General features: G+C 73.7%; 12 protein-coding genes and 2 tRNA genes. 9 read left to right on the top strand and 5 right to left on the bottom strand.

Translation table 11 applies throughout. The features are described 5' to 3' along the window. Positions 1 to 87 precede the first annotated feature (87 nt). On the bottom strand, positions 88 to 1,602 hold the full coding sequence (locus ACI796_RS06610) for an SDR family oxidoreductase (RefSeq protein ID WP_456940436.1): 1,515 nt from the start codon (positions 1,600 to 1,602) through the stop codon (positions 88 to 90). A gap of 283 nt (positions 1,603 to 1,885) precedes the next feature. Here ACI796_RS06610 and gyrB point away from each other — a divergent pair, with 283 nt between their 5' ends. The 6 genes from gyrB (at position 1,886) to ACI796_RS06580 (ending at position 7,878) form a co-directional block, all read left to right on the top strand. Then, on the top strand, positions 1,886 to 3,919 hold the full coding sequence (gene gyrB / locus ACI796_RS06605; RefSeq protein ID WP_456940435.1) for a DNA topoisomerase (ATP-hydrolyzing) subunit B: 2,034 nt from the start codon (positions 1,886 to 1,888) through the stop codon (positions 3,917 to 3,919). Positions 3,920 to 4,036: 117 nt separating this feature from the next. Then, positions 4,037 to 6,505 carry a DNA gyrase subunit A gene (gyrA, locus tag ACI796_RS06600; RefSeq protein ID WP_456940434.1) on the top strand — a complete coding sequence of 823 codons (2,469 nt, stop codon included), beginning with the start codon at positions 4,037 to 4,039 and terminating at the stop codon, positions 6,503 to 6,505. Between the two features lie 155 nt (positions 6,506 to 6,660). Next, positions 6,661 to 7,410 (top strand): DUF3566 domain-containing protein, encoded by a 750-nt coding sequence (locus ACI796_RS06595; RefSeq protein WP_456940433.1) that lies wholly within the window; start codon positions 6,661 to 6,663, stop codon positions 7,408 to 7,410. A gap of 57 nt (positions 7,411 to 7,467) precedes the next feature. Further along, positions 7,468 to 7,541 (top strand) — tRNA-Ile (locus tag ACI796_RS06590). Between the two features lie 74 nt (positions 7,542 to 7,615). After that, positions 7,616 to 7,765 (top strand): DLW-39 family protein, encoded by a 150-nt coding sequence (locus ACI796_RS06585; RefSeq protein ID WP_456940432.1) that lies wholly within the window; start codon positions 7,616 to 7,618, stop codon positions 7,763 to 7,765. A 40-nt stretch (positions 7,766 to 7,805) separates the two neighbouring features. After that, positions 7,806 to 7,878: transfer RNA gene (locus tag ACI796_RS06580), tRNA-Ala, on the top strand. A gap of 26 nt (positions 7,879 to 7,904) precedes the next feature. Here the strand turns inward: ACI796_RS06580 and ACI796_RS06575 are convergent. Together ACI796_RS06575 and ACI796_RS06570 are read right to left on the bottom strand one after the other, a co-directional pair. Then, complete coding sequence (locus ACI796_RS06575) at positions 7,905 to 9,821, bottom strand: winged helix-turn-helix domain-containing protein (RefSeq protein ID WP_456940431.1); 1,917 nt, start codon at positions 9,819 to 9,821, stop codon at positions 7,905 to 7,907. Positions 9,822 to 9,890: 69 nt separating this feature from the next. After that, positions 9,891 to 10,613 carry a hypothetical protein gene (locus ACI796_RS06570; protein WP_456940430.1) on the bottom strand — a complete coding sequence of 241 codons (723 nt, stop codon included), beginning with the start codon at positions 10,611 to 10,613 and terminating at the stop codon, positions 9,891 to 9,893. Positions 10,614 to 10,745: 132 nt separating this feature from the next. Here ACI796_RS06570 and ACI796_RS06565 point away from each other — a divergent pair, with 132 nt between their 5' ends. Both ACI796_RS06565 and ACI796_RS06560 read left to right on the top strand, forming a co-directional pair. Continuing rightward, entirely contained in the window at positions 10,746 to 11,279 is a 534-nt protein-coding gene (locus ACI796_RS06565; RefSeq protein ID WP_456940429.1) for a peptidylprolyl isomerase, read from the top strand. Between the two features lie 128 nt (positions 11,280 to 11,407). Next, a complete protein-coding gene (locus ACI796_RS06560; RefSeq protein ID WP_456940428.1) occupies positions 11,408 to 12,175 on the top strand; it encodes a rhomboid family intramembrane serine protease in 768 nt (255 codons plus the stop codon). A 16-nt stretch (positions 12,176 to 12,191) separates the two neighbouring features. On the opposite strand, the gene ACI796_RS06555 is transcribed toward ACI796_RS06560, so the two are convergent. After that, positions 12,192 to 12,599, bottom strand: coding sequence for a PH domain-containing protein (locus ACI796_RS06555; protein ID WP_456940427.1), 408 nt, complete (start codon positions 12,597 to 12,599; stop codon positions 12,192 to 12,194). Positions 12,600 to 13,119: 520 nt separating this feature from the next. After that, positions 13,120 to 13,392: a cell division protein CrgA gene (crgA, locus tag ACI796_RS06550; RefSeq protein WP_456940426.1), complete on the bottom strand. Its 273-nt coding sequence runs from the start codon at positions 13,390 to 13,392 to the stop codon at positions 13,120 to 13,122. A gap of 139 nt (positions 13,393 to 13,531) precedes the next feature. Here crgA and ACI796_RS06545 point away from each other — a divergent pair, with 139 nt between their 5' ends. Then, positions 13,532 to 14,296, top strand: a complete 765-nt coding sequence (locus ACI796_RS06545) for a DUF881 domain-containing protein (RefSeq protein WP_456940425.1) — start codon at positions 13,532 to 13,534, stop codon at positions 14,294 to 14,296. Positions 14,297 to 14,321: the final 25 nt, after the last annotated feature.

The raw sequence follows: 14,321 nt of genomic DNA, 5'->3' as shown, positions 1-14,321 counted from the left end.
CGCGATCGAGCGCCGGGGTGGGCTCGACGCAGCTGGGGGACGGCACCTGGCCGCGGTGTCGGCCGGTAGGCCGACCGATGGCACAGCTCAGGCCGCGCGCGAGGCCGCCGTCGCGCCCCTGCCGTCCTGCGCCTCCGCGGCCTTGCAGAGGTTGCGGATCATGCTGCCGAAGACGACGCCGTGGAACGGCGAGATGCCCCACCAGTAGAGCTGCCCGAGCAGGCCGAACGGGTGGAAGGTCGCCTTCTGCCGCAGCCGGGTGCGCCCGTCGTCGGCACGTTCCACGTGGAACTCGAGCCAGGCGAGGCCGGGCACCCGCATCTCCGCGCGCAGCCGCAGCAGCGACCCCTCGTCGAGCTCCTCGACCCGCCACCAGTCCAGCGCGTCCCCGACGTAGAGGTCCGACGGGTCGCGCCGGCCGCGCCGCAGGCCCACCCCACCGACCGCCCGGTCCAGCCAGCCGCGGACCTCCCAGGCCAGCGGGAAGCTGTACCAGCCGGTCTCCCCGCCGATGCCCTCGACCACCCGCCACAGCGCCTCCGGCGAGGCGTCGGTCTCCCGCGTCCGCTCGTCGAGGAACAGGCTGCCGCCGGCCCAGTCCGGGTCGGTGGGCAACGGGTCCGACGGCGCACCGGGCACCGAGGCCCCGGTCCACCGGGTGTCGACCGCGCGGTTGCGCACCTTCTGGATCGCCAGCCGCACCGCCTCGTCGAAGGGCAGCAGCCCCTCCGGCGGGTCGGGCACGTAGCGGGCGACGTCGTGCTCGGTGACGACGACGGTGTTGCGCAGCGACTCCACCAGCGGCCGTGCGATGGACGCCGGCACCGGGGTGATGACCCCGACCCAGTGGCTCGACAGCGACGGCGTGAAGAACGGGACCGGCAGGATCCGCCGCCGCGGCAGCCCGGCCACCTCGGCGTACCGCTGCATCATGTGCGCGTAGTCCATGACGTCGGGGCCGCCGATGTCGAAGCAGCGGTGCACGTCCGGCGGCAGCGTGGCGCAGCCGACCAGGTAGCGCAGCACGTCGCGGATGGCGATCGGCTGGATGCGGCTGTGCACCCAGCGGGGCGTGACCATGACCGGCAGCCGCTCGGTGAGGTAGCGCAGCATCTCGAACGACGCCGAGCCCGAGCCGAGGATGACCGCGGCCCGCAGCACGACGGTGGGCACGCCGGAGTCGAGCAGGATGCGGGCCACCTCCGCGCGCGAGCGCAGGTGCGGGGACAGCTCCTCGTCCTGCGGCTCGAGCCCGCCCAGGTACACCAGCCGCCCGACGCCGGCCTCCCGCACCGCGTCGGCCATGACCTGCGCGGTGTGCCGGTCGCGCTCCTCGAACTCGCGGCCGATCGCCAGCGAGTGGATCAGGTAGTAGGCGACGTCGGCGCCCTCGCAGGCGCGGCGGACGGCACCGGGGTCGGCGGCGTCCCCCTCGGCGACCTCGACGCGGTCGCGCCAGGGGAGGTCGCGCAGCTTGCGCGGTGAGCGGCTGAGCACCCGGACCCGGTGGCCGGCGGCCAGCAGTTCCGGGACGAGCCGGCCGCCGACGTAACCGGTCGCACCGGTGACCAGGCAGGTGAGTGGGCGCGCTGCTGGCTGCATGTCGACCAGTCTGGGAGTCGCCGGCGGACGGTGCCGTCCGATCGACCCGCCCAGCGGCCCCTGGGCGGGCGTGTCGACCCCCGGGGCAACACCGGTGGTACGCCGCGAGCCGCGAGTGGCGCAGGGACGGCCTCAGGGGCCGCGCGGCGCGGTTTCTGTCGGTGGACCCGGTAACATGGAGGACAGGAATCCCCAGCATCCGGCTGAGCGGCGCTGTGCGCCCCCGGGGCCCCTCTCGGAGGAGAGGTGCCCGCATGCCGGGAGCGCGACAGAAGGGCCCCACGTGGTCGCTCGACCGAAGACCGAGAACTCCTACTCCGGCAGCTCCATCACCGTCCTCGAGGGGCTCGAGGCGGTCCGCAAGCGGCCCGGCATGTACATCGGCTCCACCGGTGAGCGCGGCCTCCACCACATGGTGTGGGAGGTCGTCGACAACGCCGTGGACGAGGCGCTGGCCGGCTTCTGCGACACCGTCCGCGTCACCCTGCTGGCCGACGGCGGCGTCCGCGTCGAGGACAACGGCCGCGGCATCCCGGTGGACGTGCACCCCGTGGAGAAGCGGCCGACCGTCGAGGTCGTCATGACCGTCCTGCACGCGGGCGGCAAGTTCGACGGCAAGAGCTACGGCGTCTCCGGCGGTCTGCACGGCGTCGGCGTCACCGTCGTCAACGCGCTGTCCACCGCGCTCGACGTCCGCATCTGGCGGGACGGCCGCGAGTGGCACCAGGCCTACGAGTTCGCCAAGCCCGGCAAGCTGGAGGAGGTCGGCCCGACCTCCAAGCAGGGCACCCAGATCACCTTCTGGGCCGACGGCGGCATCTTCGAGACGACGACCTACTCGTTCGACACCATCAGCCGCCGGCTGCAGGAGATGGCCTTCCTCAACAAGGGCCTGAAGATCGTCCTGCGCGACGAGCGGCCCGGCCAGGGCAAGGCCGAGACCGGCGTGGCCGACGAGGTGTCGGTGGCCGAGGCGGCCCTGCAGCCCGGTGCCGAGGAGGAGGCCTTCGAGGCCACCGAGGTCACCTACCACTACGAGGGCGGCCTCATCGACTACGTCGGCCACATCAACGCCAAGCGGACGCCGATCCACCGCTCGGTCATCAGCTTCGGCGCCGAGGGCACCGGCAAGAACGACATGCGCATGTCGGTCGACGTCGCGATGCAGTGGTCCGACGCGTACTCCGAGTCGGTCTACACCTTCGCCAACGTCATCAACACGCACGAGGGCGGCACCCACGAGGAGGGCTTCCGCGCGGCGCTGACCTCGATCGTCAACCGCTACGCCGTCGACAAGAAGCTGCTCAAGGAGAAGGACGAGAAGCTCACCGGCGAGGACATCCGCGAGGGTCTGGCCGCGATCGTCTCGGTCAAGATCGGCGACCCGCAGTTCGAGGGCCAGACGAAGACCAAGCTCGGCAACACCGAGGTCAAGGGCTTCGTGCAGAAGGTCTGCAACGACCAGATCACGCACTGGTTCGAGGCCAACCCGACCGAGGCCAAGACCATCATCACCAAGGCCGCCTCGGCCGCCCGCGCCCGCCGCGCCGCGCAGGACGCCCGCAAGCTCGCCCGCAAGAACCTGCTGAGCAACAACTCGCTCCCGGGCAAGCTCGCCGACTGCCGCTCGACCGACCCGCGCAACTCCGAGATCTACATCGTCGAGGGCGACTCGGCCGGCGGCTCGGCCAAGTCCGGCCGCGACTCGATGTTCCAGGCGATCCTGCCGATCCGCGGCAAGATCATCAACGTCGAGAAGGCGCGCATCGACCGGGTCCTCAAGAACACCGAGGTCCAGTCGATGATCACCGCCTTCGGCACCGGCATCCACGACGAGTTCGACCTGTCGAAGCTCCGGTACCACAAGATCGTGCTGATGGCCGACGCCGACGTCGACGGCCAGCACATCTGCACCCTGCTGCTGACCCTGCTGTTCCGCTTCATGCGGCCGCTGGTCGAGGCCGGGCACGTCTACCTGGCCCGGCCGCCGCTGTACAAGATCAAGTGGGGCGGCAAGTGGGGTGACGAGTACGCCTACTCCGACCGGGAGCGCGACGCCCTGCTCGCCGCCGGCAAGGAGGAGGGCCGCAAGGTCCGCGAGGAGATGATCCAGCGGTACAAGGGCCTCGGCGAGATGAACGCCAGCGAGCTGTGGGAGACCACGATGAACCCGGAGACCCGCCTGCTGGGCCAGGTCACCCTCGAGGACGCCGCGACGGCCGACGAGCTGTTCAGCGTGCTCATGGGCGAGGACGTCGAGGCCCGCCGCAGCTTCATCACCCGCAACGCCAAGGACGTCCGCTTCCTGGACGTCTGAGGAAGGACCCCCTCGCCCCCCACTGCTCGCGAGCTCGCAGTGGGCCCCTGCGAGGGGGCCACCCGTCGACACCAGTGGCGTCCACTCACCGTGCACCGATCCGTGGAGAACTGACCAGTGACCGAGACCCCTGCCCGCGACCGCGTCGAGCCGGTCGACCTGCAGCAGGAGATGCAGCGCAGCTACATCGACTATGCGATGAGCGTCATCGTGGGCCGCGCGCTGCCGGAGGTGCGCGACGGCCTCAAGCCGGTGCACCGCCGCGTCCTCTTCGCCATGTACGACCAGGGCTTCCGCCCCGACCGCGGCTACGTCAAGTGCGCCCGGCCGGTCGCCGAGGTCATGGGCAACTACCACCCGCACGGTGACTCGGCGATCTACGACGCCCTCGTGCGGCTCGCCCAGCCGTGGTCGATGCGCTACCCGCTCATCGACGGCCAGGGCAACTTCGGCTCGCCGGGCAACGACCCGCCGGCCGCCATGCGGTACACCGAGTGCCGCCTCACGCCGCTGGCCATGGAGATGCTGGCCGGCATCGACGAGGAGACCGTCGACTTCCAGGCGAACTACGACGGCCGCACGCAGGAGCCGCTGGTCCTGCCCTCGCGGATCCCCAACCTGCTGATCAACGGCTCGGCGGGGATCGCCGTCGGCATGGCCACCAACATGCCGCCGCACAACCTGCGCGAGGTCGCCGAGGCCGCCTACTGGATGCTCGACAACCCGGACGCGGAGCCGGAGGAGGCCCTGAACGCCTGCATGAAGGCGATCCCGGGCCCCGACTTCCCGACCCACGGCCTGATCGTCGGGCGTGAGGGCATCGAGGACGCCTACCGCACCGGCCGCGGCTCGGTGAAGATGCGCGCCGTCGTCACGGTCGAGGAGGACAGCCGCGGCCGCGTGCAGCTCGTCGTCACCGAGCTGCCGTACCAGGTCAACCCGGACAACCTGGCCGAGGCGATCGCCGAGGCGGTCAAGGACGGCCGGCTGCAGGGCATCAGCGAGATCGCCGACGAGTCCAGCGACCGCGTCGGCCGCCGGCTGGTCATCACCCTGCGCCGCGACGCGGTGGCCAAGGTCGTGCTGAACAACCTGTACAAGCACACGCAGCTGCAGACCTCGTTCGGCTGCAACATGCTCTCGATCGTCGACGGCGTCCCGCGGACGCTGCGTCTGGACGAGCTGGTCCGCAACTGGGTCCACCACCAGATCGAGGTCATCGTCCGGCGCACCCGCTACCGGCTGCGCAAGGCCGAGGAGCGCGCGCACATCCTGCGCGGCTACGCCAAGGCCCTCGACCAGCTCGACGCGGTCATCGCGCTCATCCGCAACAGCGAGTCCGCCGAGGCCGCCCGCACCGGCCTCATGCAGCTGCTCGACGTCGACGAGGTCCAGGCGACCGCCATCCTCGACCTGCAGCTGCGCCGGCTGGCGGCGCTGGAGCGGCAGCGGATCCTCGACGAGCTGGCCGAGATCGAGGCCCGCATCGCCGACCTGCAGGCGATCCTCGACTCCCCGGAGCGGCAGCGGCAGCTGGTCCGCTCCGAGCTGGAGGAGATCGTCGAGAAGTACGGCGACGACCGCCGCAGCAAGTTCGTGGCCAACGACGGCGACGTGACGATGGAGGACCTCATCGCGGAGGAGGAGGTCGTCGTCACCATCACCCGCACCGGCTACGCCAAGCGGACCAAGAGCGACCTCTACCGCTCGCAGCGGCGGGGCGGCAAGGGCGTGATGGGCGCCCAGCTCAAGCAGGACGACATCGTCGACCACTTCTTCGTGGGCTCCACCCACGACTGGATCCTGTTCTTCACCACCAAGGGCCGGGTCTACCGGGCCAAGGCCTACGAGCTGCCCGAGGCCAACCGGACCGCCCGCGGCCAGCACGTGGCCAACCTCCTGGCGTTCCAGCCCGACGAGCGGATCGCCCAGGTCATGCAGATCAAGGACTACGGCGTCGCGCCGTACCTGGTCCTGGCCACCGCCAACGGGCAGGTGAAGAAGACCCGGCTGTCGGACTTCGACTCCCCGCGCAGCGGCGGCGTCATCGCGATCAACCTGCGCGAGGGCGACGAGCTGGTCGGTGCGGCGCTCATCGACCCCGAGCAGGACCTGCTCCTGGTCACCCGCTCCGCGATGTCGATCCGGTTCAAGGCCGACGACGCCACGCTGCGGCCGATGGGGCGGGCCACCGAGGGCGTGCGCGGCATCTCGCTGTCGCCCGGTGACCGGCTGCTGTCGATGATGGTCGTGGAGGAGGGCGTCGACGTCCTGGTCGCCACCGAGCGCGGCTTCGCCAAGCGGACCGGCATCGAGAACTACCCGCCGCAGGGCCGCGGTGGGAAGGGCGTGCTCACCGCCGACCCGAAGGCGCGCAAGGGGGCCCTGGTCGGGGCGCTGGCGGTCCGGCTCGGCGACGAGCTGTACGCCATCACCTCCGGCGGCGGCGTGATCCGGACGCCGGTCAACGGCGTGCGCCACAACAAGGACCGGGCCACCATGGGTGTCAAGCTCATGAACTTGCCCGAGGACGTGTCGATCGTGGCGATCGCGCGCACGACGGACAACGACGAGCCCGCCGCCTAGGGTGGAACCGGGAGCAGGCGTGTGGTGACCTCCGGTCACCACACGCCCCCGGCTCCCGCTGACGGACACGACCGGCGCCCGGGCGCCTCCGGCACCACGCCGGACCGCCCGGGTGCGAGAACGCGGCGAGGGCCGCAGGCGAACGGGAGAACGGCATGAGCGACCGGCCGCAGGCGGTGCGCACCGGGGTCCGCCCGGAGAGCGCAGCCGGAGCGGACGGAGCCCCGGCGACGGGCTCGGCGCCCGCCACCGGCCAGACACCCGCTCCGTCCGGGGCGTCCCCGGCCGGGGCCGTGCCGGCGGGCGCGGGTCCGTCGCTGGCCAAGCCGGCGACCGGCCAGGCGCCCGCCCAGCAGGTGGCGCCCCAGGCCCCGCCGCAGGCCCCCCGGCCGGCCGACGCCACCATGCCGGGGCCGGTGAGCGCCACCCAGGCGGTCCCGCCGGTCGCGGTGGCCGCCCCGCCGGCGGCGGCCCGGCCTCCCCAGCAGCCGCCCGCTGCGCAGCAGGCCGGCAAGCAGGCGAAGAACCGCGGCAACCGCGGTCCGCGCCGCGCCCGGCTCCAGCTGCGGCACGTCGACACCTGGTCGGCGCTGAAGATCTCGCTGATCCTGTCGATCGCGATGTTCTTCATCTGGATGGTCGCGGTCGGGATCCTCTACGGGGTCCTGTCCGGGCTCGGCGTCTTCGACACCCTCAACGACCTGTTCGGCCAGCTCGGCACGTCGGCGAGCGGCGAGGGCGGCGGTGACGTCATCACCCCGGGCATCGTCTTCGGCGGGGCGGCCGTCATCGGCGCGATCAACATCGTGCTGATGACCGCGCTGTGCACCGTCGCGGCGTTCATCTACAACCTCTGCGCCGACCTGGTCGGCGGCCTCGAGGTCACGCTCGCCGAGCGCGACTAGGCGAGGGACCCGCGTGCAGGGGCCGTCCGCGGTCCCTGTACGCTGGTCGAGGTCCACGGGCCTGTAGCTCAGGCGGTTAGAGCGCATCCCTGATAAGGATGAGGCCGGAGGTTCAAGTCCTCCCAGGCCCACCCGTGAACCGGTGCCCCGGCACCGCGACAGCGAGGCCCCGTCCGTGGCCGCCGTCGTACCCAGGAGGTACCGCGTGCTCAAGAAGCTGGCCCTGGCCGCCGTCGCGGCCGGTGCCGTCGCCGCCGTCCGCCGGCGCTCGTCCGGCAGCGGCAAGGCCGAGGCCGACCTCTGGCACGAGGCCACCAGCGGCCCCCAGTCGGTCAGCCGCCCCACCACCCGCTGACCCCGGGCTCCCGCGCGGAGCTCCCGGGGACAGCGCTCCCGGGGACGTAGCTCAATTGGCAGAGCACCGCCTTTGCAAGGCGGGGGTTAGGGGTTCGATTCCCCTCGTCTCCACCGCACCACCGCGGCCCGGCCGCCGCTCAGCCCAGCTGTGAGCGCCAGTCCTCCCGCAGCCGGTACCCGCGGCCCCGCACGGCCTCCACGGCCGGGGCACCCGGCCCCAGCTTGGTCCGCAGGGTCCGGACGACGGCGTCCACGACGTTGCTGCCGCCGGCGTACTCGGTGTCCCAGACCTCCCGCAGCAGCTCCGGCCGGGTGACCGTGCGGCCCTCGCGGTCGCGCAGGCACCGGAAGAGGCCGAACTCGAGCGGCGTCAGCCCGACCCGCCGGTTCCCGACCAGGAGCTCGTGGGCGTCGGGGTCGAGGGCCGGCTCGTCGGCCACCCCGAGCTCCCGGGCCAGCAGCTCGACGAGCCAGCCGTCGACCGAGCGCCTCCCGAAGTCGAGCACGACGCTCGTGAACGGCCGGCCGTCGAGCACGACCGGGGGACCGGGCAGCGGCCGGAAGCCCAACTCCCGGACGACGGGCCAGTAGGCCGGGACGTCCTGGACGACGACGAACATCTCCCGCAGCGCCGGGCGCAGCGCCATGTAGGTCCGCTTCACGTCCAGCCAGCACGCCGCCTGCGTCGTCCCCGGGGCCTCGCCGCGCTCCCGGTCCAGCCACCGGCGCAGGCCCAGCGCGACCTCGCGGCGCCCCAGCGGGTGGCTGTCCAGGTGCCGGGCCCAGGACCGGACGACGGGGTCGTCGGCGACGGGGGAGTGCCGGATGCGGGCGTCGTCGAGCAGCACGAAGAAGGCCGCCACGCCGCCGTCCCGGTCCCGGGAGACGGAGAACGCCGACGGCGTCGTGACCCACCACCGGTCCAGCAGCCGGGCGCCCTCGGGCCCCTCGTGCCGGCGGGTGATCCCCCGGACGGCGTCCTCGTCGAGGGTGCTCGCCGGCTCGACGGTCACCTGCTGCACGTCCCCGGGGAAGAAGGCGGTCCGCACGACCGGGTTGTCGAGCAGGTAGAGGACGTCCGCGGTGTAGCGCCACAGCTCGGCGGGCGGCGCCGACCGCATCTCGTCGCGCAGCCGCCGCCACGCCGCCCGGCGGTACTCGCGGTGGCGCACCGGGTCGGCGGTGCGCAGGTGCCCGGCCACGGCGTCGCGGACCGCCTCGTGCACGACGGCGCCGTCCCGGCCGGCCACGACGAAGGGGAGCGCGAGCAGGCGCTCCATCGCGACGGCGCCGTCGCCGCCCAGGACGGCGTCGAGCAGGGACTCCGTGGCCCGCCGCAGGACGGAGGCCGCCTCGAGCGCCCGCCGGGTCAGCGGGTCGGCGATGTCCTCGAAGTACAGCCGGGTCAGCTCCTCGACGACGCGGGACATCGCCGCGTCCTCCAGCCCGAGCTGCGGGTTCTCCGCGACGCCGGCCGTCGCCAGGACCAGCGCCAGCGGGTGCCCGCGGGCGACGTGGTTGAGCCGGTCCGCCTCCGTCGGGGCCACGCCGTGCTCGGCGAGCAGCAGGCGCGCGTCGGCGTCGGACAGCGGCGCCAGCGGGACGGTGCGGAAGCCGGGCACGCCGTACCAGGCGGGCACCGGGCGCTCGCGTCCGCCGAGGACCAGGAGGGTGCCGGCCGGGAGCGCGGGCACCAGGGTCCGGCGCAGCCAGGTGTCCAGGAGCAGGAAGTGCTCGTACTGGTCCAGGACCAGCACGACCGGCGGCCCGAGCCCCTCGAGGGAGGCGACGAGCGCCTCCACCGTGCGGTGCCCCCCGAGGGCGCCCAACAGCCCACGCTCGGTCGGCTCCACGGAGCGGCAGTCCAGCGCCGCGACCGTCGCGCCGGCGGCGGCCGCGAGCTCCGCGAAGGCGTCCAGCAGGGCCGACTTGCCGATGCCCGGCAGGCCGTGCACGTGCGTGACCCCGCCGCGGCGCACGTGGTCGAGCAGGAGCGTGACCTCCGGTCCTCGCCCCAGCAGCGGAGCGGCGCCGGGCCGCGTGGCCGTGCGCACGCCCCGAGACTGGCCGCCGGGGGAGGGTGCGACAAGGGGCGGACGTCCCCCCGCGGCCGGGGCCCCGGGTCACCCGGGGACGACCTCCACGGCGACCGAGACGGACCCCTCGTTGTTGTCGTACCACCCGGGCGGGCCCTGGTAGTAGTAGCCGTCGGCGAAGCCGAGGAACAGCCGGGTGGCCTCGTCCGGAGCGGTGACCCGGAGGTCGCGCCCGTCCCCGACGAGGAAGGTCTGGCCGATCTCCGGCGCGACCGGATCGGCGGTGTCGACGCCGGTGACGTCCAGCCGCGGCGGTGCCTCCCCCTGCGGCGGGTCGTCGGTGAGGAACACCCCGGTGACGAACATGCCGTTGTCGCCGGCGACGATCCCGGAGATCCCGCCGTACGACTCGACGTCGGTCGTCCCGTACCGGCCGCCGTCGCCCCCGGGACCCACCCGGTCCGCCGTGCCCACGATGGGTGTGACGCTGCCGTCGACCTCCGGGAAGGTCACGACGCGCCCCTCGCCCTCCGGCAGCCGGAACAGGGTCGGCAGCACGCCGTCGCCGCCGCCACCCGGGGCGGGCGGGTCGTCGAGCCCGGCGCCGAAGACGTTGGCCTGGGCCGGCACCTCGAGCGCGCCGTCCCCGCTCCCGGAGACGACCGCCACGACGCCCCAGGCGAGGAGCCCGCCGGCCGCCGCGCCGGCGACCACCGTCGCCGCCCGGCGCCCGGGGGGACGCCGCTCGCCGGGCGCCCGGGCCGTCGCCGCTCGTCCCGTCGTGCCCCGGTGCGGCGTGGACGTGGCCATGGCCGTCCCCTCTCGTGCGCCTGGGGAGGATGGTGGCCCGCCGGCGGGGGCGTCCGATGAGGGTTCGATGAGGGTCCGGTGACGTCTGCTCCCCGTGCTCGGGGGGAGCAGACGAGTGGGAGAGTGGGCGGCGTGACCGAATCGACCCCCGCACGCCGTGCCGTGCTGCACACCAACCACGGCGACATCACCGTCGACCTGTTCCCCGACCACGCGCCGAAGACGGTCGCGAACTTCGCGGACCTGGCCGAGGGCCGCCGCGAGTGGACGCACCCGGCCACCCGCGCGAAGACCACCGACCCGCTGTACGACGGGACGGTCTTCCACCGGGTCATCGACGGCTTCATGATCCAGGGCGGCGACCCGCTCGGTCAGGGCTTCGGCGGCCCGGGCTACCAGTTCGGCGACGAGTTCCACCCCGAGCTGGCCTTCGACCGCCCGTACCTGCTCGCCATGGCCAACGCCGGGCCGGGCACCAACGGCTCGCAGTTCTTCATCACCGTCGGCCCGACGCCGCACCTCAACCGCAAGCACACGATCTTCGGCGAGGTCGCCGACCAGAGCAGCCGCGAGGTCGTGGACCGCATCGCCAAGGTCCGCACCGGCCGCAACGACCGTCCCGTCGAGGACGTCGTCATCCAGTCGGTCGAGGTGCAGCGCAGCTGACCGCCGGTCCCGACGACGGGGGCGCCGGCCGGCCGCCGGCGCCCCCGTCGGCCACCTGCTACCGCCACCCGGACCGGCCGACGGGCGTCCGGTGCGCGCGCTGTGACCGGCCGATCTGCCCGGAGTGCATGACGCCGGCCGCGGTCGGCTTCCAGTGCCCCGACGACGTCCGGGCCGGTGCCGCCGGTGTCCGCCGTCCCCGGGCGGCCTCCCGCTGGTCCGGCGCCCGTCGCCGGTTCGGCCCGGTGACCGTCTCGCTGATCGCCGTCAACGTCGTCGTCTTCGTCGTCACGGCCGTCTCGGCGGTGTCGGTGGGCCAGAGCCCGCTGGACAACTGGCGCTCGCCGGTGTTCGAGGAGTTCTCGCAGGTCCCCGTCCTCGTCGACGTCTTCGGCCAGGACTGGCGGCTGCTCACCGGGGCGTTCCTGCACATCGGGATCACCCACCTGCTGCTCAACATGCTCAGCCTGCTGGTCTTCGGCCCGGAGCTGGAGGGGCGCCTGGGCTGGTGGCGTTACCTCGCCGTCTACCTGCTCTCCGCCCTGGGCGGCGCCGTGGCCATCCAGCTGTTCGGCGAGCCCGCCCGGCCCGTGGCCGGCGCGTCGGCGGCCCTCTACGGCCTCCTGGGCTCCCTGGGCGTGCTCCTGCTGGTCGCCCGGCAGGACCTGCGCGGCCTGCTCACCCTGCTGGCCCTCAACGTGGTCATCAGCTTCCTGCCCGGCGTCTCGCTGCTGGGCCACCTCGGCGGCCTGGTCGCCGGCGCCCTCGCCACCGGGCTGCTCGTCCTCACCCGCCGCCGGACGGCGGCGCAGGTCTCGTCGCTCCTGGCGCTGGCCGCGGTCCTGGTGACCCTCGCCCTCGCCGTACCCGTGCCCCTGGTCGTCCTCGGGCTCTGAGAGCCGGTCCGGCACCTCAGCCGGGCCGCAGCGCCTCCAGGGCCCGGGCGACGGCGGCCGGGTCCGTGCCGAGGTCCCGGCGGCCCAGCAGCACGAGGGTGCCCTCGTCGTCGGGGTGCGCGGCGGTGTCGAGCTCCAGCAGCCGCGAGCGCACCCCCAGCCGCCGGGTCGTCCGCAGCCGCACGTGCAGGCCCGCCCACGGCAGGCGGGTCCGCCCGGCCAGCGTCCGCACGACCACGCCGGCGTCGTCCGCCGCCAGCCGGGGCCGCAGGACGACGTCGCGCAGCGCCGTGCCCACCAGCAGCACGCCGGCGGCGCCGACCAGCACCCGCCCCGCCGCGTCGAGCCCCAGGGCGGCCAGCGTCAGCAGCACCCCGCCGAGCCCGAGCGTGACCGTCTCCGCCGTCCGCGCCGACCACTGCACGTCCCCAGCCTCCCAGGGCGCCCCCGGCGGCTCCGTCCACAGGCCGGGAGAGGTGGGGACGCCCGCCCGCGGGCGGGATCTGCCCTGTTCGGCCCGCGTGTCGACTCCTCGACAGCGGCCCTGTGCTCGCGCTCGGTGACCGTCCCGGCGCTGCGGCATGTCGACACATCCACAGCTGGGTACACAGCTGGGGACAAAGCACAGAGCTGTAGTTACTCGGGTGCCCTTCTCGTCACACGCGCCTCACGAGTTGCGAAACCGCAGGTCAGCGCGGTGGAGTCGAACAGGCGTTCTCCACATGCGGTGGACAACCCTGGGGGTAGGGCGTCATGTCGACCTGTGGATCCACCGGTGGTGTGTGCACAGCGGTCCACACCCCCGGTGTCCACCCCCGGACCGGCCCCGTGTACACGAGAGGCCCCCGTCCCGGGAGCGGGACGGGGGCCTCTCGAGAGGTGCTGGAACGGCCCTGCTGCAGGGTCCCGCCCCGAGCGTGCGAGGGGGGCAGCGGGGTCCTTCGTCACCGCCAGCGCATCGACATGACCAGGCCGACCACCATGGCGCCGAAGCCGATGGCGAAGTTCCACGCCCCCAGCGACACCATGAACGGGATCTGGTCGCCGGCCACGTAGTAGACGACGATCCACAGCAGGCCGAGCACCATGAGCGTGACCATGAGCGGCGCGTACCAGCGCGGGCTCGGCTGGACGGCCCGTGCGTTGGCCGCGCGCGACTGCAGCACGCCCTCGGGCGGCGTGTAGACCGACTTCTTGCGGACCTTGGACTTGGGCACTCCGACCGACTCCTGCTGACTCGCTGGGGGTGCCGGTCCGTCGCGACCGGCACGATCGCCTCCCAGCCTAAGCTCCGGGGGGACCCGCACGGCTGCGCCGGACGGCGTGCCTCCCCCTCCCGTCCCCCCAGGAGCCCCCGTGACCGCCTCCGAGCCGCCGGTGAGCCCCTCCCGGGGCCGGTCGGCCTGGGGCGCCCTGGTGCCCGTGGTGGCGCTCGCGGCGGGCCTGCTGTTCGCCACCTCCAGCCAGACCGCGGAGGGCTCGGACCTGCGCGCCGGCGACGTCACCGAGCTGTCCGAGCTCATCGCCCAGCGCGACGAGGTCATCGCCGACCAGCAGCGGCAGCTGGCCGCGCTGCAGCGCCAGACCGAGGCGCTCACCGACCAGGCGGCCTCCCGCGACGGCGCCGACGCGGGCGCCCAGGCGGCCGGCGACGCCGGCGCCCTGTCGGCGGGCCTGATCGCCCTCCGCGGCCGCGGCGTGGAGATCACCCTCGACGACGCCCCGCGCCGGCCCGACGGCAGCCTGCCGACGGGCGCCCGCCCCGACGACGTCGTCATCCACCAGTCCGACGTGCAGGCGGTCGTCAACGCCGTGTGGGCGGCCGGCGCGGACGGCGTGGCGATCATGGACCAGCGGCTGATCGCGACCAGCGCCGTCCGCTGCGTCGGCAACGTGCTGCTGCTGCAGGGGCGCACGTACTCGCCGCCGTTCGTCGTCACGGCGGTCGGCGACCCCGCCGCGATCCGCGCCCAGCTGGACGCCTCGCCGCAGGTGGCGGTCTTCGAGCAGGCGGTCGAGGACTTCGGGCTGACCTTCGCCGTGCGCGACCGGCCGGAGGCCGCGGTGCCGGCCTACACCGGCTCGCTGGACATGGCACACGCCACAGCCGCTGACGGCTGACCGGGCGCTGCTGTACACAAGGAAC

The sequence above is a fragment of the Geodermatophilus sp. SYSU D00525 genome (assembly GCF_054050475.1).
This window is presented reverse-complemented; position numbering and strand designations above follow the sequence as displayed.

Excerpts from the sequence above, each read along its gene's own strand:
- ACI796_RS06610 (WP_456940436.1), bottom strand. The coding sequence starts at position 1,602 with ATGCAGCCAGCAGCGCGCCCACTCACCTGCCTGGTCACCGGTGCGACC.
- ACI796_RS06560 (WP_456940428.1), top strand. The coding sequence starts at position 11,408 with ATGACGCCGGCCGCGGTCGGCTTCCAGTGCCCCGACGACGTCCGGGCC.
- ACI796_RS06570 (WP_456940430.1), bottom strand. The coding sequence starts at position 10,613 with ATGGCCACGTCCACGCCGCACCGGGGCACGACGGGACGAGCGGCGACG.
- ACI796_RS06595 (WP_456940433.1), top strand. The coding sequence starts at position 6,661 with ATGAGCGACCGGCCGCAGGCGGTGCGCACCGGGGTCCGCCCGGAGAGC.